Below are 26,938 nucleotides of genomic sequence, written 5' to 3'. Positions count from 1 at the left end.
AATCCATGAAAAATTAAATAAAACTTGGGTTTTGGTTGATGTTATTACGGTTAATTCTGTAGCGTTATAATTTTATACAATTTATATACAATCCTTTGTTATCTTGTGAAATAAGGGTGTGAACCCTTGTTTTACATTTATACTCGGGGGATTTTGATGCAATATGATTTCACTTGATTACTTACGGAGTATCTCCTGCAAGGATTGGAATGGTCACTCTCATACTGAATTTTGTCCTCATGGTGAGATTTTAGATACTGAGGACATGATCAAGCGTGCCATTGATGATGGGTTCAAAACTTATTCTATTACGGAGCATTTTCCGATGCCGCCGCAGTTTTATCAAATGGCTCGTGGTGCTGAACATGCTATTGCTACAGCTGCTATGGATTATTCTGAGCTACCAGCATACTTTGCAAAGATGGATTATCTTAAACGCAAGTATGCGGACAAAATCAATATTCTTATTGGTTTTGAGGTGGACTACATTGATGGCTGCCAGGAGTGGACTAAGAGTCAGCTGCTCAAGTTTGCTGATCAAATTGATGATGCTATTCTTTCGGTTCATTTTTTACCTACTAATGATGGTTTGAGATCTGTTGATGATAGCTACCAGGACTTTTGTGATGGGGTTTTGAATTATTATCGGACTCCAGTGAGTGTAGCTAACAGATATCTTGAAACTGTGCTTGAGGCACTGAAGTGGGAGTTTGATTGTAAGCCCGTTAGATATGGTCATGTAACGCTATACAGAAGATGGAGAAAGAACTTTTCGCCGGAAACCGTTTGGGCTGATGACCAAACTAATAAACTACTCGATAAAATTTTGAAAAGAGTCTGTAAGAAGAATTTGATGCTGGATTGTAATATGTCAGGTTTAGGTAAGTATAGTCAGGGGGAGTCGTCGCCTTCTTTACCTATTCTTGAGAGTGCAATGGCCAAAGGCATTACATTAGTTTATGGATCTGATGCCCATGAAATCGATAATATTGATCAAGGTTACAACGAATACTTAATCCAACAATTATATAAAACTAAGGAGCATCATGAAATTAACAGTGCACGATGATCGACCTTTACGGATTTGTCAGCTAACTGACATTCATCTAGGCGAGTATCCTTTTTGTGATGAAGATTTGCATACATTACAGTCTTTACGTAAATTATTCACTCAAAAGAAGTTTCACTTAATTATGATTACAGGGGATATTATCCAGGGGAAGGATAATCCCACAGCAAAAAAGAGTTTATCGGTCTTTTATGATTTTCTGAACTCTCTGAAAACACCAGTCGCCATAACATACGGAAACCATGATGTTGAAGGAGTAATGAAGAGAAGTGATATGCGTTCAATGGAATCAGATCTTGAGTTTCTAGTCGATCGCCATAATCAGTTCTTGAGTTCAAATAGGGAAAGCTACACGTTAGAGGTAAATGACCGTCAAACTGGGGAGTTGAAGCATGTCATTTACGTCTGGGACAGTGGATCGTATTCTCACTGGCCAAAATTGGACCACTATGCGGCAATTGAGCCTGAGCAAATCGAATGGTTCTTGAATTTGCCATATAGTCGCAGTAATGAACATACTGATTTAGGCTTCTTGCATATTCCGTTACCCGAATATCGTATCGCCGCAAATCAGATCACTTCTGGAAACTTCGGAGAAGAAGTATGTGCTCCGAGAATCAATTCCGGATTATTTTATGCATTAATGAAAAAGAAGAATGTTAAAGCCATTTTTGCTGGACATGATCATGACAATAATTTTTCAAGTAGTTTGTTAGGTATCCAACTTAATTACGGTAATACTACAGGATATAATTGTTATGGAAACATTCCACGAGGATGCGTAGAAATTAATTTACACCCAAATAGGATCGATAAGTTTGTGATCAGCTTTGAATCAATGGAAGAAATGATTATGAGTTAATAGACAAATAAAACCTTAGGATGGTTATCCTAAGGTTTTTTGTTTGTTCCTAGATGCATCGTATATTTCTATGCAGTAGTTTTTTTGGTTACAATTTGGACAAGTTAGTTTTCTAGCACGAGGATTATGTGGTGCCCAAAAGAATTTTGAAAAACTTGTTTGGAAAGTCGTATGGCAATTTGGACAAATATAATTTGTTCTATTGAAGTAGTAAAAGGTCATAATCGCAGCACTGATTATCATCAATATACTTACTAAAACAAATGGAATCCAATTTTTGGTCATTATCGTATATATACCTGCAGATACTTCAACTAAGTCTAGGAATATACCAAAGAGAAGCATGTTTCTGTGAACTTTAAAAAGTGATTTTTTGTTATCCATAATGCTATCTATGTCGTTGAGAGAATTAAGGGGATAGTTCTCTAAGTATGGTAGGTTACGTTTAACGTTCTCGATAGTTTTAAGCTGCTGCTCGGAATTACCAAGTTCAGCACGGATCTCCTTTTCTTGTTCATTAAGCATTAATCTTAAAATCTCGTTAGATTGATTACTCTCGAGAATTTCTTTTATAGAATCGAGCTTTAATCCCATGCTTTTAAGTAGAAGAATTAATTTTAATTTTTTCAAGTCTGTAGCGTTATACTGCCTTCTGCCGGATTCAGTTTTACTAGAAGGAATCAAAAGTCCCTTCTTATCGTAATATTGAGCTGTTCTAACTGAAATGTTTCCAAGTTTGGCGAATTCCCCTGTAGTGTAGTTTGACATAGATATCACCTCCTATACTGTCTTTATACATTATTACCTAACGTCGCAATCAAGTGTTTTATTCATTATATAAGAAAAATAGCGGTAACTGCATAAAAGCAGTACCGCTATTTTGTTTAGGATTCGGATGTAAGTCCTTGATCCATTTCGTAAAGCTCTTTAAAGTGAGCATTTGTCTTATATAAGTCTCGTGGGTCGCCTTGCATTTCAATCTTTTCATCGTTAACGAAAACGACGTGATCGACGTGTTTAACACCTTGTAGATGGTGGGTTACCCAGATGATTGTCTTATCTTGTAAGACATCAAAGAATGTTTCCAGCAAATCATTTTCTGTGATTGGATCTAGTCCAACGGTTGGTTCATCAAGTAAAACTACTGGTGCATCTTGCAATAAGATACGTGCCAAGGCAATTCTTTCTTGTTCCCCACCGGAGAATCGTGATCCATTTTCACCGACTAATGTGTTGTACTTGTCTGGTAATGAGTCGATCAAATCTTTCAATCCAACTCTTGCTAGAGCTTGTTTTACTTCGGCATCAGATTTGTCTTCGTTACCTAAACGAACATTGTTCATAACGGTGGTATTGAATAGGAATGGATTCTGGTTCAATACTGAGAAAATAGTTTCACGTTTCTCTTGGATTTGTTGAACGTTCAAATCATTGACCTTGATTTCCCCTGATTGAGGCACTAGGTCACCTAGAATAAGTTGTAGGATAGTTGTCTTACCGATACCACTTGGTCCCAACAACGCCAATTTTTCGCCTTTGGTGATCTTTTGACTGAAGTCTTTGATCAAGATAGGTGAATCACTGGCATATTCGAAGTTTACATGATTCAATTCGATGCCATTGAAGTCTTCAGGAGCCAATTCTACTTGTTCTGGAAGGTTTTGGTCGACAGGCTTAACAGTATTCAAACGTTCGATAGAATCACGGTACTGAGGCCATTCTTCAAATCCTTGGCTGACAGGTACGAATGTATCTGAAAGTTGTAGGACGGCTAATACTAAAGCAGCTACGAAGTTAGCTTGTTCTTGTCCGTTGGTCATTTTCAAGTTAGTGAAGATGATGAATACGACAACGATACCTGTAAATAGCACTTGTAAAATGAAGTCTCGATAACGTCTGAATGCTTTAGATTTGTTCTTTGAGGAATCTAATTCTGAAATTGTTTTAGCAGATAAGTCTTTGAAGTCTTTCTCGCGTCCTGAGATCACCCAGTCGTCAACCCCAAGCACATTATCGGTCAACTTCGTATACAAATCGCTCTTTAAAGCCTTTTGACGCTCACGTCTGGCACTTTCAATTGATACTGATACCAATGGAACGATAACAATTTCAATCACACATAATAGAAGCACGAAGAATCCAAATGATGGGTTGAAAACTCCTAATGCGAGTGAGCCGATGATTGCGACTATATAGGCAATAACAGTTGGAAAGACAGTTCTTAAGTATAGATCTTGTAAGTGGTTGATATCTTCAGAAAGCAATCCCATGATATCACCAGTCTTGTGACGCTCATTAAAGAATGAGGCATCACTTTCCAAAGTTTTATACAAGCGAGTTCTCAAATCAGAAGTGATTTTCAAAACCCAGTTGTGACTTCTTAATCGTTCGATGTACTTGAACACTGGACGACCGATACCAAATCCACGAGTCAAAATGATTGGTACGTAAATCAAAAGGATATTATATGGATGCGTCGCAGCCTTATCGATAGTATAACCAGCGGTAAACATTAATGCTGTGGCTGAGAATACGGTCAAGAATCCGAGGATCAAGACGGAGATCAACAGGCCTTTATACTGTTTGACATAAGGTTTTACCCAAGTATCGTGTTTGAATGTTTTGAAAAAGTTCACAGTTGATCACCTCGCATATTCTCGATTAAGTCTGAATAAGCACCTTGGTGTGAAGATAGTTCTTCAGGTGTACCTTGTTCAGCAATGAGTCCGTCATCCATAACGATGACATAATCCATCTCCTTGATCCAGTGAAGACGGTGGGTTGCGAATATAACAAGATGGTCCTTGAATAGTTGTTCCATAGGTTTCTTTAAAGCATACTCAGTTTCGATATCCAAATGGGCTGTAGGCTCATCGAAAATCAAAATGTGTCTGTCATCAGCTAGAAAGGCACGGGCGATCATGATTCTTTGTTGCTGACCACCTGAAATGCCACGTCCACCTTCACCGATCATCGTCTTGTATCCATCTTTAAGCGTATCAATAAAGTCTTTCAAACCCGCTTTATTAGCAGCAGCTTTGACTTCTTCTTGACTAGCTTCTGGACGATAGAAGGCAATGTTATCAGCTAATGTGCCAGAAAACAGATATGGAGATTGTGGTAAGAAAGTTAGCTCCTTTTGCCAATTACGTTGAGTAAAATGAGGAATTTCCTTACCGTTTATTTTAATATCAGAAGATTCTTCAGGAGTTAAGAATCCACCGATCACTCGGATAAGTGTTGATTTACCAGATCCAGATTTACCTATAACGCCGATATTGTGGTAACCGGATAACTTAAGATGGTCAACATCCAAACTGGCATCGACATTCTTATCTTCATCGTCGTAGTTAAATTGAAGGTTATTAACTTCTAAGTTAGAGTTTTCGTCCCATTGAAGTGGCTCTAATTCGTCGGTATTCTTAGTATCTTTATGTTCCAAGATACTAAAGATATTTGTTAAAGCGTTTTTACCATCTAGAGTTGCGTGATAATCACTTGAGAAATCACGAAGTGGTAGGAAATACTCTGGTGCCAAAATTAATGTAACTAAGGCAGGGAAGAGTATCATTGTGCCGTTAATTAGTGAGAAACCTAAGAATACGGCTAGAATGGCAATACCTAATGTAGTTAGCCAGTCTAGGGCAAACGTTGATAGGATGGCGATTCTAAGTGTGTTCATAGTTCTTCTACGATACTCATCACTAACGGTATAAATATTTTTTACATAGCGCTTACTTAAACCAAGCATTTTTAGTGTTGGCAAGCCTCTCAAGGCGTCTAAGAAATGATTTGATAGAACAGTATATTGTGCGTATTGTTCATCGGCCTTAGATTGCGCAGCATAACCCAGCAATATCATAAATAGAATGACCAACGGCACGATGATAGTCAAAGTAATACCTGATGCTACATCTTGGAAATAGATATAGATCAACAAGACTGGTGGGATGATAGACATGTTCATCATCTTTGTAAAAATCAGCTTGAAGTAGTTTTCAACTAAGTCGATACCATCTAGGGATGCTGTAACCAAGTTACCAGTACCACGTTCTGAAATCATTTGTGGACCAGAGTTGTAAAGTTTGTCTAACAACATTGAACGAATTTCTTCAGACGTGTTGCTGGCATAGCTTTCAACAACCTTAGTGTTAATGAGATTAATGAAATGTCGGACAATAAAAGCCGCTGCAAACAGCGTCATCGGTAGGATGATAGTTTGCAGTGGTTTCATTTTCCATGAATTCACTAATGCTTCTGCTAAATACTTACCTTGGAATAAAATAACAAATGCTTGCAAGAAAGTTAATCCTGCAAGCATCAGTAGAAGTTTTTTTGTTCCTGGTAAGCGAAATAATCGCTTATCAATCATAATTAATATTTCACCGTATTATCCTTAGGATTTATTCTCTTGGTGAATAGAGTGTATGACCAAATGAAGTAGATAAGAATAATTGGTACTAAGATACATGCGACAATTGTCATAACTGTCAATGTATAGTGTGAGTTAGCAGCGTTTGCAATTGAAATACTGTTACCGTTTGTACCGATCATTACACGTGGGAACATACCATTAAAGATTAAAACAATAACAGTACTTAGTGATAATCCACTACCTACGAAACTCCAGCCCTCTCTATCCTTTAGGACTCCATAGTAACCCAACAATGAGAATAACACAATGAAGAGAATGATAATCGTTGTTGATACAGGTTTCTTAGTAAAGAAGTCTGTTTGGAAAATTACTAGAAGTGCGAAGACAACTTCGCCGGCGAATAGAATAGGATAAAGAACTTTGTTTAATTGACGAGCACGGTCACGGATAGGACCTTCCATTCTAAGACGTAGGAAGTTTAATCCATGGACTAGTGATAGAAGTACACCAGCAACACCACCAACAAGTGATAGCCAGTTAACAACGTCGAAGAAACCAAGTCCAATAGCATCACCGTTAGCGTTCAATGGAACACCTTGGATCATGCTTGTTAGCATCATAACCAATAGGAATGGTGCGAAGAAACTACCGCAGAAGAATGTCCACATCCACAATTTTTTACCAAATTTTGTTTCAGCATGTTTTGTGAATTCGAACGAAACACCACGAATAATAAGTGAAACTAGAACTAACATTAATAAGTAATAGTAAGTTGAGAACAATGATGCATACCAGATAGGTAAGGCAGCGAACATTGCACCACCAGCTGTAACTAACCATGTTTCATTTCCATCCCAGTGAGGGCCGATTGAAGACATGATTGCTTCACGCTCTTGTTGATCGTGAGCAATTAGTTGTGTTGACATACCAACACCGAAATCGAAACCTTCCATGAAAACGAAGATGGCAAAAAGTAAACCAATTATAAGGAACCACAATGTACTAAGTGTCATTATTTACCGAAGGCCTCCTTTGCAAAAGGATCCACGTTTTGCTTAGAATCCTTGTCCTCGAAATAAGGACCTTGATGCAATGTCTGTCTGCTGTACCAAACCATGACACCACCGAGGAATGTAAATAGTAAGAAGTAAAGAATGTTACTAAATAGCAAGCTTCCAATGGTTGATGAAGGTGATACGGCTTGAGAAATTGTGAATAAACCATAAACAATCCAAGGATAACGACCAAATTCAGTTACGAACCAGCCGGCTGAGTTACCAATAAATGGAACCCAGATACCAATACCGAGAAGATGTAACAACCATCTCTTGTTTTCGATAGTATCCTTGTTCTTACGTGAGAACAATAGTCCAAGAAAATCAAATACTAAGACTATGAATGCTACAAGTGTCATAATTCTGAAACTCCAGAACAATGTCTTTGCAGGTGGATAAAAGTCGAGTTCTGAACCCATTTGAGTACCGAACTTCTTGTTACCATATTGATCATTAAGTTCTTTGTTAATGGTATTCATACCTTTAACTGAACCTGATGTCTTGTGATATGTAAGAAGACTCAATACCTTAGGTAGTTCAACCTCGCCTGAAGTCTTGTGACCCTTAGCATCGATTGTTTCAATAACAGTCCATGGAGCTGGGTCTTTGGTATTTTGATAAATACCTTCTGTTGCAGCGAATTTCATTGGTTGATCTTTGATCATTTGTTGTGTTTGGAAATCACCAGCAAAGATTGTAAGGATTGCACCAATTAGTCCAACCCATAGACCATATCTCAATGAAACTTTGAAGAAGTGATTTTCACCCTTCTTCTTACGAAGTAATCCGTAAGCACTCATACCGGCAATGACAACACCAGCTGTCATAATAGCAGCGATAATTAAGTGAGGGAATACTCTCCACAATTGTGGGTTAGCGATAACGTCACCAAAGTTTGTCAACTTGATACGTGTACGTCCACCCATCATTGCGATTGTGAAACCTGTTGGATGTTGCATGAAACTATTAGCAGCCAAAATCCAAATAGCTGACAACATAGTACCAATTGAAGTCATCCAAATCATAAATGCATGCCAACCTGGTGAGAATCTATCCCAAGTAAACATCCAAATACCGATAAATACAGATTCGATGAAGAATGCAAGTAAAGCTTCGATAGCTAATGGTGCACCGAAGACATCACCCATGAATCTTGAATACTCTGACCAGTTCATACCGAACTGGAACTCTTGAATAAGTCCTGTAACAATACCGACGGCGAAACTAAGTAGGAATATCTTCCCCCAGAATTTAGCCATGTCGCGGTAAACTTTGTCTTTCTTGACTGCGTAAATTGTTTCCATAACAGCAACTACGAATCCCATTCCGATTGAAAACGGAACGAAGAAGAAATGGAACACGGTAGTCATAGCAAATTGGAAACGAGCCAATCCGACAATGGTTAAACCAATACCGAACATATAAATAACCTCCTCCTATAACTTTATAGATAGAACATCTATAACTACGTTTATCATATGATTAATTAATCAAAATATCAATAGTGCTCAATCATTTATCACGATATAAATTTCGATAAAAAAAAACAAGCCTGAAAGGGCTTGCATTAATGTCTGCTACGACGGCTTTTAGAAGGATCATAGCTAGGAGAACCATTTGAATTATTTTCTGAAGAATTGTTTAAGTTGTTGCTCCGTTGTCCACCGTTGTAAAAATTACCAGCTTGTCCGTTTTGACCATATCCTCCATAATTTTGAGGATTTGGATTGTTAGGATACTGATTATCGTTGGTTGGCTCATTATCTTGCTCATAATTTGCCCGATTTTGATAATAACGGGAATGTACTTGTGATTGACCATTTTGGTCGTAATTGTTTTGTTGATAACCACGAGTACTTTGCATATTGTTGTTTGCGCCATTACTCATGTTGTTATCTGCACCATTACTATAGTAGGTTTGCGAATTCTGGTTAGGTGTATCTTGGTAATTATTTCCAGTATATTGATTATAATTTTGAGGTTTGTTATTATTCATGCCACTTCTTGAACGAGTGTAACCACCATTTTGATTTTGTGGATTGTAATTATTGTATGGTTGGTTTTGATTATAATTTTGCGGATTATCCTTTGGAACAGGATTCATGATCAAATCGTAAATACTGATTGCCACAACTACGACCCCAATGATAATTCCAAGCCATGACCAGACGACTAAATATTTTGTATCAGGTAAGCTTGAATTAAATAATCCCATCAAACCACCAAGTATTAGAATCACTAAACTAATGATGTCAGGTACTAAGCTATATGTTCTGTTTGTCAAAATATAAATTGCGGCAGTCACGATGTAAGTGATGGCAATCAATATTCCAGCTGCAGCTCCAATGGCACCATTTCCAACTAGTGCGGCAATAAAGCCTTCGAAGCCAGATCTAATCATAAGAATGATCGACAATATAAGCAACAATGTACCTGCTGATATTTTTGTAATACGAACCATAAAACAGAGCCCTCCAGTGTGCTTTTCTTCTATTGTATATCATCTTTAACGAAATGATTAATTGGACCGAATTTGTGACCAACATCAATTTCATTTTTAATAGCGTTATAAGTAAATGTCTTTGCTGTACGGATAGCGTCTTCTAAAGAATCACCCTTAGCAATTTCTGCAACAATGGCGGATGAAAGTGTATCACCAGTACCATTGATGTGAGTTGTCTTAACGTAAGGCTCGGAGATCCAGAATGATTGGCCATCTTCTAGTAGTACAAAATCTTCGACCTCATCGATTGTATCGTCGCTATGCTCACCCTTGATCATAATATTCTTAGGTCCCATTTTTTGAAGCTTATGTGCAGCTTCGATGATTTCTTCACGACTATTTAATTCTGAATCTGCTAACTTTTTAGCTTCATAGAAATTAGGAGTGATAACGTCAGCCAATGGGAAAAGTTCATCGATCAAAGTTTGATAGGCGTCTTCTTCCAATAACATTGCACCGTGTTTAGTGATTATGACCGGGTCAAGGACGAATGTACCAAAAGGTTTGTCTTTTATGGCGTCAGCGACTGTATGAATGGTTTCTGAATCTGCGAGCATTCCGGTTTTAAAAGCTGAGACTTTGAAGTCATCTTTGATGTCATTGATTTGGCTAATAATAAAACTAGGTGCCATAACAGTACTGTCATGAATTCCGTAAGAGTTACCCGCAACGGCAGCCGTCAATACAGACATGCCGTAAACTCCACGTGCCATAAATGTCTTTAGATCTGCTTGTGCTCCGGCACTTCCGTCAGAATCAGATCCAGCTATTGTCAAAACTTGTGTAAAATCGTTCATATAAACCACCCCTTCAAATTTAAATTACTTAAATATTACCAGTAATACGCCTAAAGTGTTACTATTTTGAAAAAATATTGACTTTAACGTTACGTCAATCTATATCCTATTAATTGTCAGGAGGAAAGTTATGGAATATTCAATTAAAGAACTTGCTAATATTGCAGGTGTCAGTACGCGTACACTGCGATATTACGACAGTATCGATTTATTAAGTCCATCTGGAAAAACTGAAGCTGGCTATCGAATCTATCAACAACCGCAAGTAGATAAATTACAGCTGATAATGTTTTATCGAGAGCTGGATTTTAAATTGGAAGACATTAAAAGAATTTTTGATGATCCAAATTACGTAGCGTTACAAGCAATGAAGAATCAATATCAGTTATTAATGGATAAACAACGTCAGCTTTCAAAACTCCTCGACACCTTAGACGCAACTATAAAAAATTATCAAGGAGACACTATTATGAAGAATGAAGATAAGTTTGAGGTATTCAAGGCTAATAAAGTAGTAGAAAACGAAAAATTATATGGCGATGAGATTCGTCAGAAGTATGGTAATGCTGAAGTGGATCAATCAAATTCACAATGGAAGAATATGTCGTTGGAGCAGTACCAAAAGATGGAAGCTATTGAGGCGGATATGATCACTAAACTAAAGGAATTGTCAGAGGACGTGGATCTAGGCTCTCAACTTGCCAAGGACATCTATAATGACCATAAAACTTGGCTGGAGTTTTCTTGGACTTCTTATAATAAAGGAATGCATCGAAACTTAGCAGATATGTATGCTGCAGATGCACGCTTTGCAGAATATTACGATAAAAAGGCGGGACAACCCGTTGCCAAATTATTAAATCAGGTAATTTACAAATATACCAAGTAAGTATCGTAAATATTTTTTAACTATTTTCTTATATGAAAATACTAAAAATGTAAGCCAAAGTGGTATGAACCAAAAAATAAGTCATACTTTAACCTAATATCAATAATATAAATACTGTTATATATATCTAAAACAAATTTCACATTGTGGTTATTACTAACATGAGTATTTAATTATTCAAATCAATTGTTTTAACTTATCGATCGATAACGTAATGTAGATATATCAATAAGTTGAGCAAATGCTGCTATGAGCGTACTTTATCAGTTGATCAATTGTTAGGTTGCGGACCATGTGACTTTATGAACAAAAATTCACAACTGTCCAATCAAATTTGAAGGCAAATATACTCAAAAAACACACTTTTATAACAAGGTGTGTTTTTGTTTACTGTTAGATAAGGGCTGAACTATGTCATTAATTTGTAATGCTGTATTAATATAATTGAAATTTTATTTGTGAAAACTGTTGAAATAGGACAAATGTTAGCGTTATTATTTGGAGTAGATATAAAAAGTTATTTTTATATCAACTTTTTAAAAAATTTAAAAAGAGGGGGGAAACGGTATGTCATTGTTCAAAAAGGCTGCTGTGTATTTATCAGTCGCTGCTTTGGCAGCACCAGTTATTGCTTCCGGGAGCGTAGGGATTGCTTCCGCTGCAACAACAGCTGCTAATAATGTGAAAACAACTGAGACCGCTAAACCAAATTCTAATTTGAAAGTTCCACTAAGAGATGCTAATAACATCTTTAAGATGGATCTTCAAAAGCAGAAGAATGGTTATGTCTTAGTAACTGATATTGCTGCTTCAGGTAATAATGTTATTCAGAAAGGCGAGCAATTAGTCATCAATCTTGATAAGACTAATGTCGACTTGGCAAACAGTGCTGTTGTCAATCAAGATGGTGTAATTCCTTACACTACCAAGAAAGACGTCAACAAGGGTACAGTAACTATTACTTTCACGAGAAATGTTGATAGTGGTAATTACCAAACTGCTGTTGGAATAGCAACTAAGAACTTGTATACAAAGTCGAACGTAAAGGCTACCTTTGAAGGCGCTGCAATTAACGTTGCAAACAACGGAATTACTTCAAAATGGTATCCAGCAACTTCAACTAATTCAAATTCTTCTACTACTACAAGCAAGCAATCGTACACTACACAAAACTCAAGTAGTCAAACTTCAACAACTCAATCTGTTGCCACAAAAGCAACTACACAGAGTTCAACAAGTTACACTACAACAACTGGTTCAACTACATCACAGGCTGCACAATCACAAAATGGTTATACACCTACATATGATGAAGCTGAAAAAGCTGTCATGGGACGTACGACAATCAATATTACGGGTAGCTTAGCTACACCACTTAATACTGAGACATCAGCAAACGTTGCAACTAATGCAACTACTGATAATACATCAACTGCTGCCACAACAACTGGCGATACATCTTCTGGTGCATCCGGAACAGCTGCTACGGCTCCTAAAGCAACACAAGCTACAAATGATTCAACCGCTTCAGGTAGTGTAGCGACCGCTACAAATAGTGATCAAGCTACACAGACAGCTGCGAAAGACGCAGATGTATCACAAGCTGCTACGACAACAACTGGTGACACAGCATCCACAACGAATAATCCTGTAGCATCCACTGCAACTGCAGATGGATCTACAGCAGTTCAAGCTGGTGCTAACGCAAACAATGTAGTTCAAACACCAAATGGTGTCGCATCTGATCCAGAAAAAACATTGCAAGATGTTTTGAAAGATCAAGCTGACAATCCACAAGGTGACAAGACGACTTACGAAAGCAATAAGACTTTCGAAACGACAAAGAACGATATTATTGCTAAGGCTCCAAACGCTAATGCTGAAGAACAAGCAGAGTTAGTCAAAGGCACACCTTGGATTTGGCACTATATTTCAAATGCTCCAAGCCAAGATCAAGTCTTTAACTTTGCTACACTTCTTTCTACTGGTAGAACTGCTTACACAACAATTAACGGTGTAGGTAATGCCAGCAGCAGTAGCTTCCTTGAACAACAGATGCCACAATTGCTAAAAGTATTCGGCGAAAATGTTACTGCTGATGCTTTTGATAAAGCAATGGACATCGATGTTTTGTTAGACTCACAAGTCTATCAAGATTATTTGGCTGGTAAGTATTCAAAATCAACTGAAAAGCTTGATGCAAATGACGCATGGAAGAACATGAGAGATCGCATTACGATCACAAAAGTTGATTCAGGCGTTAATACTGACGGTGCAACTACACTTGATAAAACTTATTACAGTGCAAAAGTAACTCTTGATGATTTAGCATCTCAAGCACTTGTTAAGAAACATTCTGACGGATCATTAGATAAAGATGTTGATAGCCAAGCTAATGTAGCTTCGACTAGTGATAGTCAACAATCAAATTCTGGATCTGCATTGTTCTCAACAATTCAAAGAGATATTAATGACAAGATGGCTAATGCATCTATTGATGATAAGGCTCAAGTGTTAGGTTCAATTCCTGACGTTTTGAACAGAGTTTCGAACGCTACATCTTCTGCCGAAGTAACTGGTGGAAACTTTAGCTTCGTTAAACCAACCACAGATGGCAACTCATATTTGATCAACATCGATACGAGTGCTGTTACTGGTAGTTCAAATAAATACTTGGCAAACATGCCACAGATATTTAAGTCATTTGGTGACAGTTTGAGAGCCGGAGATTTCGACAAAGCAATTTCGACACAATTGATGGAAAACTCACAAATTTACCAAGACTACAAAGATGGAAAATATGTACCTGATGTTCTAAAAACTACTACCACTCAAAAGAACGATAAGAGTGACTTGTTAGGTGCAATTATTCTTGCAATAATTGGAATTCCAGTACTTGGTATCTTGATGCCAATCGCTGCTGTAGTTCTTGCTCCATTATGGATTCCTATCGCACTATTAACATTTACAGTTGTATTTGCTCTTACAGCATTGCCAATCTTAGCATTGACACTTGCAATTGTAGCTGCTCCTATTATTCTTCCAATCGCTGCCATTATCGCAATTGGTGCTGGATTGTTAAGCTTGATTCCAATCCTTAACTTAATCACAATTCCAGTTGCACTTATAGCTGTGGTTGTTACAGTAATTTCTGCTGTAAACATCCTATTATGGCTACCATTGGTAATCATAACTGGTTTAGTTGTATTAACTGCTATTATCGTACCAATCGTTATGTTCGCTGTATTGATTGGTATTCAAGTTATTGCCGGAATTATTGGATTCGCACTTGCATTCTTGCCATTGCTAATCCCAATTCTTGCAGGTATTGGTCTTATTATCGCAATGATCTTTAGTGGATTAGGACTATTAGCATTTATCCTTTCACCATTACTAGCATTTGTATTACCACTAGTATTGTGGGTAATCGCCGCTGCTGTTCTTACAGTTCTAGCTGCTGCATTACCTTGGATCATCGGTGGGTTCTTAGGTACATTAGTTGGTATAGTCTTGATTATATTAGCTTGGTACCCAATCTTTAACCTAATCGCATTGATCGGTGGAGTACTATTGTTCTTAGCTCTAGTTGTACTTATGCCTCAATTCTTGATTCTTGGCTTCTTGTTCTGGTTCATCGCCTTCGGATTCATGGCATTGATTCTAACTCCATTAGCAGTTCCTGTACTATACATCGCAATTCTTGTTGGTGCTGCAATGATGTTATTATTCATTCCTGGATTGTTGATCGCATTATCATGGCCATTCTGGATGAGTCTAGTATTATTAATTTCTGTTCCTATTATTACAGTATTAGTAATTGCCGGATTAATTCCAATTGTTGGTTGGGTAATGGGACCTGTTGCAGGTATCGGTATTCTTATCCAAGCTGGTTTCTTGATTGCTTCAATCGCAGTTCCAATTATGATTGGTTTAGCAATGATGACAACTGGTATTATCGGATTTGATATTGCAATGGCTGCAGCTGCAGTTCTTGAACTACTCAAAGATAAGACAGTTACAAAGATTGAAGACGTAGATATTGATACAAGCTGGCGTCTAAGAATTCATCCAGTTGGCTTCTGGTCAAAGAATGATCCTTTAGGCTTAGCTCTAATCTAATATTTAAGTAAACAAAAAGTGTGAGGCGTTTATAACGCTCCACACTTTTTTTGTGTCTTAAACTATTTTGTCATTATTATCGATCAAATCACGGTAGAAGTTTGCCATTGTTAGGTTGTAGTAAGGTACGATCCATATCAAGGCGATTCCAAATGTGACGATTCCTAGTAGAACCCAACCAAGGAAACTCAGCTGTAGTACAAAGTAATCTGCTTTGTGACCATCCATCAGTTGACGACTCTTAGTAATATAATCGGATATTTGATATCCACCAGCCTGTCCTTTATCTCGCAAGTCCTTGTAGATGTAAAATGCTTGCGAGTAGGCAATACCCTTAATAATACCTGGTATTATTAGGAGTAAACTCCATAGGAAAGTAAAAACGTAAGTTAACAGTGAAATCAGGATAACTTTCCACCAGTCCGGATTTCTGAATAAGCTGAAGTTACTTTCTAATGCTTGAAATTGTAGCTCTGGATTGCGGACCCAATCGATTCCTCTAAACATTGCTCCAGCTGCTAGCAGCATTACGAACATTGAGATAAGAAATGTTCCAACGCCGGTTGTTGAGTGATATGTCGGTCCATTTACTGTCACCCAGACGTTTCCTGAACTAAGAATGAATATAAATAGATACGGTAGAATGAATAGTAAGATGCCGTCACCCCAACGACCAGCAAGCAAACTCTTCACTTCTTTTTTAAGTTGATAACGAGTTTTATAATTTTGCATATAAATTCCCCCTCTTATCCAAAATATTACAGAATTTGTCGTTTAATGCAAATTATTTTTTCAGAATTGCTATTTTCTCAAAGCCTGATAAGGATATAATAAATTAGAACAATTCATAACAAAATTTATAAAGGAGTGGAGAATATGATTGGTTTTATTGGTGCAGGTAATATTGGTGGTGCAGTGATCACTGGACTTGTTAAAAATGGATTCGACTCAGACCAAATCATCGTTAAAGGTGGAAAATCCAATACAGCTAAGGATCTTCAAGACCAATTAGGCTTCAAGATGGTCTCCAAGATCAAGCAAATGGCTGATACAGACGTGATTTTCATCGCAGTCAGCCAGACGGCACTTGATAGCGTTATGACGGAACTCAGTTCAATTGCTGAAGGTAAGTTAGTCGTTGCGTTTACTGGAGGAGCTACGATTGCTCAGTTGAAGAAAAAGCTAATTGGTGCAAAAGTGGCAATCGCTATTCCAAACACTCCTGTTAAAGTAGGTGCTGGCTTTACCGGAATCAGTTATTCTGATGTCTTTGAAGAAGCTGACAAGAAGAAAGTTTGCTCGATTCTCGGATATACCGGACAAGTAGTTGAGGTTCCTTCTGAACAATTAGGAATTCTTGGTACAGTCGCTGGTTGCAGCCCTGCTTTCTTGGATCTGTTTATCGAAGCATTGAGTGATGCAGGCGTTAAACATGGCTTAAATCGCCAATTAGCCTACGATGCTGCTATTGGTATGGCAATCGGTGCTAGCAAATTGGCAAAACAATCTGATTTAAGTGTTCCAGAATTGAAAGATGAAGTAACTTCACCGGGTGGATCAACAATTCGCGGAGTTGCAGCTCTTGAAGAATATGGCTTCAGAAATGCTGTAATCAAGGCTGTTGATGCTGCCGAAGGTAAGTAAAAATACAAATAAATGAGAAATAGCGACCGAAAGGTCGTTATTTTTGTTATATTATTAAAATTTTATAGACTATTATTAAGCATTTATTGTAGACTCTTTGTTATAGAGAGGGAAACAAATCATGCAAAAGAAAAAAGCTTACAAAACTGCCATATTGGGGATTTTGATGGCAATCATTTTCGTACAGTCAATGGTGCCATTTTTGGGATTTATTCCAACTGGTTTTGTTAACATTACAATTATCCATATCACCGTTATAGTTGCCGGTATCGTATTGGGGCCTGTTGACGGTGGTATAGTCGGATTAGTTTGGGGAATCGGAACAATTATCCGTGCCTTAACAAGTCCAACATCAATCATTGATACAACAGTATTTACCAACCCTGTTATCGCAATTCTTCCTAGAGTATTAGTCGGATTGATTGCAGGTTGGATCTACCTATGGTTCAAAAATCACACTAAACAACAAGTTGTTGGAATGGGAGTTTCAGCAGCTATTGGTTCCTTAACGAATACAGTTTTAGTATTAGTACTAATGAGAGTTATGTATTCAAGCACCATGGCAAAAGCCTACGGAACACAGACTGATTTACTTAACAAATTATTGTTAGTTATCGTCGGAACTAATGGTGTCCCTGAAATGATTGCCGCAATCATCATTGCACCAGCGATATCGATGGCAATATTGAAGTCAAATAAGTTCTTGAGATAGAAAAAGAGTCATACTTCTACTACAATAGGTGTATGATTTTTTTTATTGGGGGATATTATGAAAAAAATGAGGAATGTAATAGTGCTATTGGCACTAGGTTTAATAGTTGGAAGTGGAATCACTAGTCCAGCCTTTGCTGCGGATGACAGCAATTCTACTGGAACTGAAACTGCAACAGAAACTGATGATAGTAGTGCTGCGGTCAAAGAATTATTTGATAACTACGTCAACAAAAAGATCAACACTGGTTACGATGTAGACTTTGGACCAGCTACTATGATGGTCAATTATGGAGTCCCAATGAGTCTTGATGATTTATTGTCAAAAAATGCCAAAGTACAGAAATATATTTTTAAGAGTGGCATTGATCAAACTTTGAAGGATAGATTATCAGGGGTTAAATTTACAGTTGTTGCTTCTAATTACTACAGTTACGGTGCTACACCTGACATTCAATCCCTGTTAGGTATGGCAGGAGATGCATCAAGATTTGATACATTACATTTATTAGCATATAAAGGTGATACTGAAATTGGTGACCAAATAATAGATGATTATTCAACTTTGGAAGTGAGTGACGCAAACAGATATACTGTGGTCAATATGAAAGGTGTCGTCACAAACGGTTACGCAACTCTTCCACTTATTAATGATGAGACCAAGAGTAATAGGGGTGTCGCACCAAACAGTGGTTGGATCACTGATAAATATCGTATCGATAATTCTACAGGAAAAATCCAATACAGAGTTTCCACTCATGAATGGCTTCCAGAAGAGTCAGTCACACTTAGTTCAAATGCCAATTCCGGATTTGTCTTAAGAAACTTCCAGGATGTTGATTCTGGAGTCACGATTAATATCATGGATTTCAATCATGCTAGTGTAACGCTATACAAAGCAAATGGTGATATCTGGAATTACACATTGCCTGCAGACAGTGATTGGAAGATAACTAAAGTTGCTTACGATCAATATGGCGTGTGTTACTATCAAGTTTCTAATGATGCCTGGTTACGTCAGGTAGAATATGGTAGTCATCCATATCAAGCAGATGGCTCTGGTGTAGTAATAACTAAATAATAGAAAAAAAGGCTGGAAATTTTTTCCAGTCTTTTTATTTTGCCATTTCAGCCATACGTTCTTTATGAGCAGTGATAATTTTTTCAGCAATAGCTTTGGCGATATTTTCATTTTTCAAAATTGGCCCATGTGAATATGAACCGATCGTGTTCTTGTAACGCATTCCTTCAGCTTTATCTTCAGGATTGTTTCCGTAACCTTCGATCATTTTACCAAGTGGTTTCAATTTATCTTTGTCATCGAAATAAGTACGACCACTATGGTTTTCGAAAGCATGAACAGTTCCCCATTCAGTCTCGTAAGTTGTATCACCGATCATACGGCTATCAGCTTTGAAAACAGTATGCATTGGGAGGATGTCCATACATTGGATAGTGTCTCCACCAACAGTTTCGTAGTATTTACCAAGGAATTGATAGCCACCACAGATGCACAACATTGGTTTGTTAGCTTCGATGTAATCCTTGATAGTTTCACGATTACGAACAAGGTCTTTAGCAACAACGGATTGTTCGAAATCTTGACCACCACCGAAAAATAGGAAGTCGTAGTCGGCAGCGTTGAAATTCTTGGTATCGATACTGATGTTATCTACTTGAGAATCGTAACCTTGTTCTTTTAATAGGAAACTGAGAATTTTAACATCGCCACTGTCTCCATACGTGTTCATTAAGTCTTCATATAGGTAAGCAATTTTAATCGTTTCAGACATAACATTTCTCCATAGGTTGAAAAGTATTGTAATATATTTAGTTAATGAGGTGATTAATTTGACTAAAGAAATCAATAAAGCTAGTTTAGCAGATTTTCAGGCTAACTTAAATCACGACGTTTCAAACAATGCTTTGAAAAACGCCGTGGCAGAAGTTGGAATTTTTAAAGCCACACAAAATTCTGACGCAAAAAGTAAATTGAATCCAGTGTTCAATATAGAAGTACCAACAGGTAAAGTATCAAATCAGAAGCGTTCTGGACGTTGCTGGCTGTTCTCCAGCTTAACTAATCTTAGAACAGAATTCGCTACTAGATACAATATGAAAGATTTTGAATTGTCACAAAACTATCTTTCATTCTATGACCGACTAGAAAAGGCAAATTATTTCTTCCAAAACATCGTAGAGACAGCTGATCTACCAATCACTGATCGAAAAGTAAATTGGTTGTTCACAAGCCCCAGCGGTGACGGTGGACAATGGCAATATGCTGCTAATTTGATCGAGAAATACGGTGTGGTTCCGGACTATGTAATGCCAGAGACTGTGGCATCAGATAACACATCCGAGTTCAATTCGACTATAAATAAGTTATTGAGAAAAGATGGCATTGAGATACGTGAGATGATCAAGAATAATCAGCCAACTGATGAATGTATCCAACAAATGTTATCAGACATCTATCGTATCTGTGTATACTCATTTGGCCAACCTCCAGTTGAGTTTGAATTATCATTGAAAGACGATGATGGGAAAATTATTGAAGAACCAACAATAACACCATTAGACTTTTTGAAGAATTATTTCTCATTAGATTTAGATGACTATATCGGCGTTATGAATTCTCCACAAGAATCAAAAAAATATAACCAATCATATACCATTGATACACAAGGAAATATTGTTGGTGGAGTTCAGGAGAAGTTCTTCAATTTGCCAATTGAAAGATTGAAGGAACTTACAATTCAACAATTGAAAGGCAATGACACAGTTTGGTTTGGGAATGATGTTGGAAATCAATCAGAACGTCGCCAAGGTTTGTTGTTTGGTGATATGTATCAATATGATCAACTCTTTGGTATTGATACTAAAATGACCAAAGGTGAGGCTCTAGATTACGGGAATGCTTCAGTTACACATGCGATGGTGTTTACAGGTGCCAATGTGATCAATGATGTTCCTAATCGTTGGAAAGTTGAAAATTCTTGGGGTGAAGAAAATGGAAACAAAGGTTACTTCACTATGGACGATGAATGGTTTGACAACAACGTCTACGAGGTAGTTATCAATAAGAAGTATTTCACTGATCAAGAGTTAGCTGCTTATGCTGATGATCCGATTGTATTGCCTGCTTGGGATGCTATGGAGTAGGTTTTTCCTTTCCACCTTCGGAAGACAGTGACTGCGGTGGCTGTGGGACCGCTCTCGGCCAAAGTGCGGTCCAAGGGCTCGGTTTGGAGCCTGACGAAGTTCATGTCAGTCTTCAAACTCGTCCACTCTGTAAGCTGATTCTCAGCTAACAGAGTTTTCACAGCACCTCCGTCTCTGTCTTCCTTCGGTTGGGTTTGGTGCTGACTGCAGTGTCAGTTTGAGTGAGGTAGGATGATGTTTTTCATTCTTGATGTTCAAATTGGGGAATTATAAGTTTATGGATGAATTTGGAATAAATGATTAATTCTTAAAAACTAGAGTATAACCAAACAAACTCAGCGGAGAAGACAAGGGATGTAACCAGCTGTGATAATGGACTTAGTCAGCGAACCATGCTTACTTAGCCCATGGGCAAGCTTGAAGACGAGAGAACTCCTCGGCTTCAAGTTGAGCGAGAAGCCTGACAAAGTCAGGCTGAAGCGACCCACAGCAGGTGAAGTCCCTTGTCTTAGGAGCGACAAAAAGATAAAAATAATAATAGTGCTACGCAGTTTTTTGTATACTGCATAGCACTATTTTTTTATATCAATTTCGATAGTGAAAAAGATTGAATAAGAACTTGTTTCCACTTATAATTAAAGCCAACTCTAATAGATTGTTAGTTTAATAACTGACTAAAAGGAAATAAGCATATAAAGAAGATAATATATAAAACTCAACAGGAATTAAAAGATCGACCATTCACATTACTAGTAATTATCGCAATTTTTTCGTTGATTCTAGTGTTGAATATTCTGACCTTATATTGTGGGGATGACTACGTATATAGATTCGTCTATCAGAAGCCAGTTCCGACGTACAATTCTCAAATTATTAATACATTATTGATCCCACAGTCTCAAATTAATCATTACTTCAATTGGAATGGCCGCTTTGTTGCCCATACTATCGTTCAATTTTTCATGCAATTTAATAACAAACTGATTTTTGATGTATTCAACAGTGTTGCTTTTATTGGTTTGATAGTGTTGATGAGCCTTATAGTTAGGACCATAACTGGTAAAAAACTGAATGCATTTTTACTTATGGTAACTTTCGTTTACCTTTGGTATTTTATTCCAGATTTTGGGCAAACTGTTTTGTGGATATCAGGGTCTGGAAACTATTTGTGGACGAGTTTGATTTATTTAGGCTTCATTCTATTCTGTCTCAAAGAGGATAAATCAAATAAATTAGCGATCATTGTTTCTCTGTTGCTAGGTTTTTTGGCAGGAGCCACGAATGAAAATTCAGGGCCGACTGCTATTTTGATTGCTTCAGCAATATTGGTATATCGCCTACTCAAATATAAACAACTAGATTATGTGGTTGGCGCAGGCATTATGTCAGCTATTTCGGGGTTTGCGTTGATGATACAATCGCCTGGGTCATTGCATCGCGCACATGTCGCAACAGATGAAAACTTTCTATTAAATAATTTTTTGAGTATCAATAAAATGATGCTTCATCAGTTCTGGATAATTTACTTGATAATGGCGACGTTATTTATTGCAGGCTTGTTGTCTAAAAAGATTGATCGACAAAGTTTGATGTTTATTGGCATGTTCACGTTAGCTCATCTCGCTTCTATATATTCAATGGCATTATCGCCAGTCGTTCCCAAGAGGACATTCTTCGGTGGTGCCGTATTTTTAGGAATTGTTTTGATGATACTGGCTTTCAATGTTTTTGAAAATTTTGATGTGGATTATTTGATTATGTTTGGTGTCGGTTTGGGGATGATATTTCTGTTCAGTTATCATCAGGTTCACTCCGACATAAGTACGACGAATCAAGAGGTTCATAACCAATACAAAATTATTCGACATAGCAAAGCCAAAAATATGGATATTGCTAGGGTTCCAATGATATCAGAGCCTGAAACTTCCTATAACGCATATAAAGGAACTGCTCAGATTCATAAAGAGAGCTACGATTGGATGAATATCTGGATGGCTAAACACTTTGGAATCAATCGAATTGAAGGGTACTAAAATCTGATTTAGGGGAAAAACGAAATGAAGGAAAATAAAATTTCCCAGACAGAAAAAGGGGCATTATCAGAGGCTTCTTTAACAACAGCAATTCCTAAACATAGATTTAGGACAAATACCGACGAAAAAGTGGTGTCAGGTAGCAGATCGGTTTACATTGATTATCTGAAAGTTTTGGCCAGTTTCGGCGTTATACTCTCCCATTCTCTGGCAACTCCATTAACTGAAGCTATGTTCACAACAAAATGGTATGTCGTAAATGTATTGTTAGGGATGGTCACACCATGTGTGGGAATATTTTTCATGATCAGTGGAGCAATGGTTTTGTCCAGCCACAACTCACGTAGTATCAAATATTTATTTACTCGAAGATTGCCGAGAATTGGAATTCCCTTTCTGATCTGGGCAGGTTTAACGATGGCTGTTTTTAGTGAAGTGGGGCACAATTTTAATTTCAATGTTTGGTTGGAAAATATGTTGTCAATGTATTATCAGTATCCAACAGTTGCTTTCTGGTTCATGTATCCACTGTTTGGATTTTATATATTATCGCCACTGATGAAGGTATTTGTAGATAACTCCAGTTTGAAAATGGTTGATTACATTCTAGGCATATGGTTTGTGACTAATATGTTATTCCCATTTATTGCGGTCGTCGTGCCAAAGCAGTACGCAGGATTCTTTAGTTATTTGCCAGCTTACAACATGATTTTTCTGGGTCAGGTATTTGGTTACTTCTTATTGGGATATCGACTACATAAAGCACCAATAAAATATAAATCGACCTCATTGAATTTTACTGTGATTGCTGTAATAGCAATCTTTACGATATTGATCAATATTCTCAATAACAAACACATTACTAATATTCCGGTCGTCGGAAGTGATTCATTAGTAGTTATGTTCTTTGCGGTATCAATATTTTGGGCGATAAAAAAATGGAGTATCAATCATCCAATTTCACTTCGAGTACAGCAGTTCACGACAACACTATCCAATTTGTCATACGGAATATATTTGACTCATGGAATCGTGATGATGTTTGTTGATACTATTTGGGGAGTTAAGAACTTTTTCTTGGTCTTCCTTATAACGTCGTTATTCTGTGTGATACTGACATATACAATGAGCAAAATTCCCAAGATTAGATACATTTTACTAGGAATCAATTAATCCATTTTCTGAAAAGAAAGTGGATTTTTTCGTATCAAAAAAGTTCAACCGTTAAGGTTGAACTCAAAAATTTATTTCTAGGGAGTGGTTTAAACGAAAAAGGCTTAATATCTGTTTGATGACTGGAGTTTAATATCCATGCCACCCATGTGTTGTTCCTTCGGGATCTTTAGGTGCGGCAAGTTTTGAAAAAGGTGAGATCAATTTTCCATTTAATGTATAGGCATCACCATTGAAAGTCATTATGAAAGATGAATGTCCTTGTTTTGCATAACTGTCGATAGGGACCATTTTAAAACCATTTGAAACTTGATAGACCCTGTAGTAATCATTTGGGTAGTCTACATTATTTGCATAGGCCCATAATGATGAAGCTTCATCCTCATTTGCCACCATACGAACGTTGCTTCTGGCAGGTGCAGACTGTGTATTGGATTTTGCAGGTAATTTGGTAGTAGTAGCTTTATGGCTCGAACTGTAAGTTGTCCCATTCTTTACTTTCTTTGAGACGTTTGGAGTTTTATTTACTTTAGATGATTGTCCAGATGATTTAATATCAGTCTCCTGTTCTTGATCATTGTTATCATCATCATTTTCATCATCGGTGTTAGAATCTTTTTTATCAGTATCCTTGTGGTCAACTTTCTTTTCTTGCTTAGTTTTATCATGAGTTTCTGAAGATTGCTTATTTCCACCGCAAGCGGTTAAAGAAATCATAGCTATCAATGTGAATAGTAGAATTCCAAGTTTTCTGAAAATTTGCATCGTATCCCTCATTCCCATCCTCAATTAGGATGAGTTGAATATAACATTAGTTTTATGAAAATAATCCACAAATAAGTAAATAGTGTATGCATAAAATTTGCCGACTTTTGAATCCTATCGTATTTGATGGGATGAAAAACCCCTAATTATATCGATTAAATAATTAATTATTGATTCAGTATTACTGTGTAGGAAAAATGATTGTGTTGATTGCTTGTATTTACCGTGAAGTCTTGTAAATAAAATGTTTATATAAATGATGAATCATATTGAAAAGCAATTAAATCAATAATATTAATGATTGGGTGAATACGCCTCAAAGATATATTTAACAATTAAAAATAAGTTGGTATCTTGTTATGAATTTTGAATAATATCTAACAATTAATCTTATTTCGAATAATCGATTAATGATTTGATGATGGTGAGAAGTATTGTTCTATTAGTTGATTATTCAATTTTAGAGTATAAATATTGCACAGGAAAATCACTTTGAGGATTATCGTTATTTATTAATTAATGTGGATTTTCCCCAAACTAAAATATTAATCTTTCAAAGTTATGTATAGATTGATAAGTTTAAATCACTAAATTATACAAACCTAATAAATTAAGGCTGGAATAATTGTCTAATGCAGAAAGTTAGTATTCGAAATTCAAATGTCGAGTTGTTACGAATCATTAGTATTGTTCTGATTACTTTGCATCATTTTAGTCTTTGGGGACAAGGTGAACGAAGTGATCTGCTATTAAAAGGTGGGAAAGCAATCGATGCGTTCAAGCTTCTGATTTACTTGCCTTTAGGAGATATTGGAGTCTATGCGTTTGTGATGATAACCGGATTTTATATCGGGGGGGGGTACTCAAAGCCTTGAAAAATCGCGTTTTAGAGCGTTCAAAATATATTCACAAGCATATTTTTACAGCCTGCTATTTTTAGCTATCGGACTTCATTATCGATGGCCACTAAATAATTTTCCCAATATTGTGGATCCATTAATGCCATTGAATCATGCACCTAATATATTGATGTCTGTAATGCCAATATTATTCAATCATTATTGGTTCATAACGGCATATATTTTACTTATGTTATTCCTGCCAATCATAAATAAAGGGTTAGGAGGATTGAACAAAGGTGAATTTAAATACGTACTGGCAATAATGATCGTTATCTGTAGTATTTTTCCACTATTAAAGAATAATGTTGCCTCTGAATCGGTTGGACTTGGTATAGTTATAACCTCCTATGCAATAGGGATGTATATTAGAAAGTTTGTTAAGCTTAAGCCGATTTTAATTTTAAAAGCTTTGATCCTACTTTTAGTCAACTTACTGATTATTTATTCGGTTTCCTTTTATGACATTGTGTATTTGAAATTCAGATATATAAATATCTTTACTGGATTCTTCGCATTGATGGCAGCAGTTGGTCTATTTGTGGTATTTATTTCGCTAAAACCACGATATTCAAGTTCAATAAATAAACTTGCCGGTCATATGTTAGCTGTCTATTTAATTACTGAGAACATTTTTGTGATTAAACAATTATGGAAATTTGTCAGTTTCAAAAATATCGCAGATTATAAACTAGTAAATCTATACGGATTCTTGTCAGTGTTACTTATAATGTTAATTTGTTATGCAATTGATTTAGTACGAGAGAAAATATTTGTCGTATCAAAATATGTATTCATCCGTTTCAAATATTATTTTCGAGGAGAAAAATACTCTCCAACAGATGAAAAAGTGTAAAAAAAAACGAGGCCTAATTTTTA

21 protein-coding genes are annotated in these 26,938 nt (G+C 36.8%); 11 read left to right on the top strand and 10 right to left on the bottom strand.

Annotation, left to right across the window (positions count from 1 at the left end; genetic code table 11):
• Nucleotides 1–163 precede the first annotated feature (163 nt).
• Nucleotides 164–1,069 carry a histidinol-phosphatase HisJ gene (gene hisJ, locus EKM63_RS05165; protein WP_125704416.1) on the top strand — a complete coding sequence of 302 codons (906 nt, stop codon included), beginning with the start codon at nucleotides 164–166 and terminating at the stop codon, nucleotides 1,067–1,069.
• A complete protein-coding gene (locus EKM63_RS05160) occupies nucleotides 1,047–1,931 on the top strand; it encodes a metallophosphoesterase (protein WP_125704414.1) in 885 nt (294 codons plus the stop codon). The genes hisJ and EKM63_RS05160 overlap by 23 nt, the downstream gene beginning before the upstream one ends.
• 24 nt (nucleotides 1,932–1,955) lie before the next feature.
• On the opposite strand, the gene EKM63_RS05155 is transcribed toward EKM63_RS05160, so the two are convergent.
• The 7 genes from EKM63_RS05155 to thiD form a co-directional block, all read right to left on the bottom strand.
• Nucleotides 1,956–2,699 (bottom strand): MerR family transcriptional regulator, encoded by a 744-nt coding sequence (locus EKM63_RS05155; protein ID WP_125704412.1) that lies wholly within the window; start codon nucleotides 2,697–2,699, stop codon nucleotides 1,956–1,958.
• A gap of 116 nt (nucleotides 2,700–2,815) precedes the next feature.
• Nucleotides 2,816–4,567, bottom strand: a complete 1,752-nt coding sequence (gene cydC / locus EKM63_RS05150; RefSeq protein WP_125704410.1) for a thiol reductant ABC exporter subunit CydC — start codon at nucleotides 4,565–4,567, stop codon at nucleotides 2,816–2,818.
• Nucleotides 4,564–6,303 carry a thiol reductant ABC exporter subunit CydD gene (cydD, locus tag EKM63_RS05145; RefSeq protein WP_125704408.1) on the bottom strand — a complete coding sequence of 580 codons (1,740 nt, stop codon included), beginning with the start codon at nucleotides 6,301–6,303 and terminating at the stop codon, nucleotides 4,564–4,566. Before cydD ends, cydC begins: the two co-directional genes overlap by 4 nt.
• 2 nt (nucleotides 6,304–6,305) lie before the next feature.
• On the bottom strand, nucleotides 6,306–7,319 hold the full coding sequence (gene cydB / locus EKM63_RS05140; protein WP_125704406.1) for a cytochrome d ubiquinol oxidase subunit II: 1,014 nt from the start codon (nucleotides 7,317–7,319) through the stop codon (nucleotides 6,306–6,308).
• On the bottom strand, nucleotides 7,319–8,782 hold the full coding sequence (locus tag EKM63_RS05135) for a cytochrome ubiquinol oxidase subunit I (protein WP_125704404.1): 1,464 nt from the start codon (nucleotides 8,780–8,782) through the stop codon (nucleotides 7,319–7,321). Before EKM63_RS05135 ends, cydB begins: the two co-directional genes overlap by 1 nt.
• 146 nt (nucleotides 8,783–8,928) lie before the next feature.
• Nucleotides 8,929–9,822: a hypothetical protein gene (locus EKM63_RS05130; protein WP_125704402.1), complete on the bottom strand. Its 894-nt coding sequence runs from the start codon at nucleotides 9,820–9,822 to the stop codon at nucleotides 8,929–8,931.
• Between the two features lie 29 nt (nucleotides 9,823–9,851).
• Nucleotides 9,852–10,661: a bifunctional hydroxymethylpyrimidine kinase/phosphomethylpyrimidine kinase gene (thiD, locus tag EKM63_RS05125; RefSeq protein WP_125704400.1), complete on the bottom strand. Its 810-nt coding sequence runs from the start codon at nucleotides 10,659–10,661 to the stop codon at nucleotides 9,852–9,854.
• Nucleotides 10,662–10,791: 130 nt separating this feature from the next.
• Between thiD and EKM63_RS05120 the strand changes: the two genes are divergently transcribed.
• Together EKM63_RS05120 and EKM63_RS05115 are read left to right on the top strand one after the other, a co-directional pair.
• The gene (locus EKM63_RS05120) at nucleotides 10,792–11,550 is read left to right on the top strand and encodes a MerR family transcriptional regulator (RefSeq protein WP_125704399.1); all 759 of its coding nucleotides are present in this window, start codon (nucleotides 10,792–10,794) and stop codon (nucleotides 11,548–11,550) included.
• Between the two features lie 567 nt (nucleotides 11,551–12,117).
• Nucleotides 12,118–15,669, top strand: coding sequence for a hypothetical protein (locus EKM63_RS05115; RefSeq protein ID WP_125704397.1), 3,552 nt, complete (start codon nucleotides 12,118–12,120; stop codon nucleotides 15,667–15,669).
• Nucleotides 15,670–15,726: 57 nt separating this feature from the next.
• On the opposite strand, the gene EKM63_RS05110 is transcribed toward EKM63_RS05115, so the two are convergent.
• The gene (locus EKM63_RS05110; RefSeq protein ID WP_125704395.1) at nucleotides 15,727–16,401 is read right to left on the bottom strand and encodes a DUF975 family protein; all 675 of its coding nucleotides are present in this window, start codon (nucleotides 16,399–16,401) and stop codon (nucleotides 15,727–15,729) included.
• 144 nt (nucleotides 16,402–16,545) lie between these two features.
• Here EKM63_RS05110 and proC point away from each other — a divergent pair, with 144 nt between their 5' ends.
• The 3 genes from proC to EKM63_RS05095 all read left to right on the top strand — a co-directional run bounded on the left by proC (nucleotide 16,546) and on the right by EKM63_RS05095 (nucleotide 19,105).
• Complete coding sequence (gene proC, locus EKM63_RS05105) at nucleotides 16,546–17,313, top strand: pyrroline-5-carboxylate reductase (protein WP_125704393.1); 768 nt, start codon at nucleotides 16,546–16,548, stop codon at nucleotides 17,311–17,313.
• 118 nt (nucleotides 17,314–17,431) lie between these two features.
• Entirely contained in the window at nucleotides 17,432–18,025 is a 594-nt protein-coding gene (locus tag EKM63_RS05100; protein ID WP_377768688.1) for an ECF transporter S component, read from the top strand.
• 57 nt (nucleotides 18,026–18,082) lie between these two features.
• Entirely contained in the window at nucleotides 18,083–19,105 is a 1,023-nt protein-coding gene (locus EKM63_RS05095) for a hypothetical protein (protein ID WP_125704389.1), read from the top strand.
• Between the two features lie 34 nt (nucleotides 19,106–19,139).
• On the opposite strand, the gene EKM63_RS05090 is transcribed toward EKM63_RS05095, so the two are convergent.
• Nucleotides 19,140–19,817 (bottom strand): type 1 glutamine amidotransferase, encoded by a 678-nt coding sequence (locus EKM63_RS05090; protein WP_125704387.1) that lies wholly within the window; start codon nucleotides 19,815–19,817, stop codon nucleotides 19,140–19,142.
• A 58-nt stretch (nucleotides 19,818–19,875) separates the two neighbouring features.
• Here EKM63_RS05090 and EKM63_RS05085 point away from each other — a divergent pair, with 58 nt between their 5' ends.
• The 3 genes from EKM63_RS05085 to EKM63_RS05075 all read left to right on the top strand — a co-directional run bounded on the left by EKM63_RS05085 (nucleotide 19,876) and on the right by EKM63_RS05075 (nucleotide 24,395).
• Nucleotides 19,876–21,189 (top strand): C1 family peptidase, encoded by a 1,314-nt coding sequence (locus EKM63_RS05085; protein ID WP_125704385.1) that lies wholly within the window; start codon nucleotides 19,876–19,878, stop codon nucleotides 21,187–21,189.
• Between the two features lie 692 nt (nucleotides 21,190–21,881).
• Nucleotides 21,882–23,222 carry a DUF3329 domain-containing protein gene (locus tag EKM63_RS05080; protein WP_318530630.1) on the top strand — a complete coding sequence of 447 codons (1,341 nt, stop codon included), beginning with the start codon at nucleotides 21,882–21,884 and terminating at the stop codon, nucleotides 23,220–23,222.
• A gap of 24 nt (nucleotides 23,223–23,246) precedes the next feature.
• Nucleotides 23,247–24,395, top strand: coding sequence for an acyltransferase (locus EKM63_RS05075; protein WP_125704381.1), 1,149 nt, complete (start codon nucleotides 23,247–23,249; stop codon nucleotides 24,393–24,395).
• A 129-nt stretch (nucleotides 24,396–24,524) separates the two neighbouring features.
• On the opposite strand, the gene EKM63_RS05070 is transcribed toward EKM63_RS05075, so the two are convergent.
• Nucleotides 24,525–25,160 carry a hypothetical protein gene (locus tag EKM63_RS05070; RefSeq protein WP_125704379.1) on the bottom strand — a complete coding sequence of 212 codons (636 nt, stop codon included), beginning with the start codon at nucleotides 25,158–25,160 and terminating at the stop codon, nucleotides 24,525–24,527.
• Nucleotides 25,161–26,006: 846 nt separating this feature from the next.
• Here EKM63_RS05070 and EKM63_RS05065 point away from each other — a divergent pair.
• Nucleotides 26,007–26,915, top strand: coding sequence for an acyltransferase family protein (locus tag EKM63_RS05065; protein WP_125704377.1), 909 nt, complete (start codon nucleotides 26,007–26,009; stop codon nucleotides 26,913–26,915).
• Nucleotides 26,916–26,938 lie beyond the last annotated feature (23 nt).

The organism is Companilactobacillus mishanensis, assembly GCF_003946505.1.
GTDB classification, from domain to species: Bacteria; Bacillota; Bacilli; order Lactobacillales; family Lactobacillaceae; genus Companilactobacillus; species Companilactobacillus mishanensis.
This window is presented reverse-complemented; position numbering and strand designations above follow the sequence as displayed.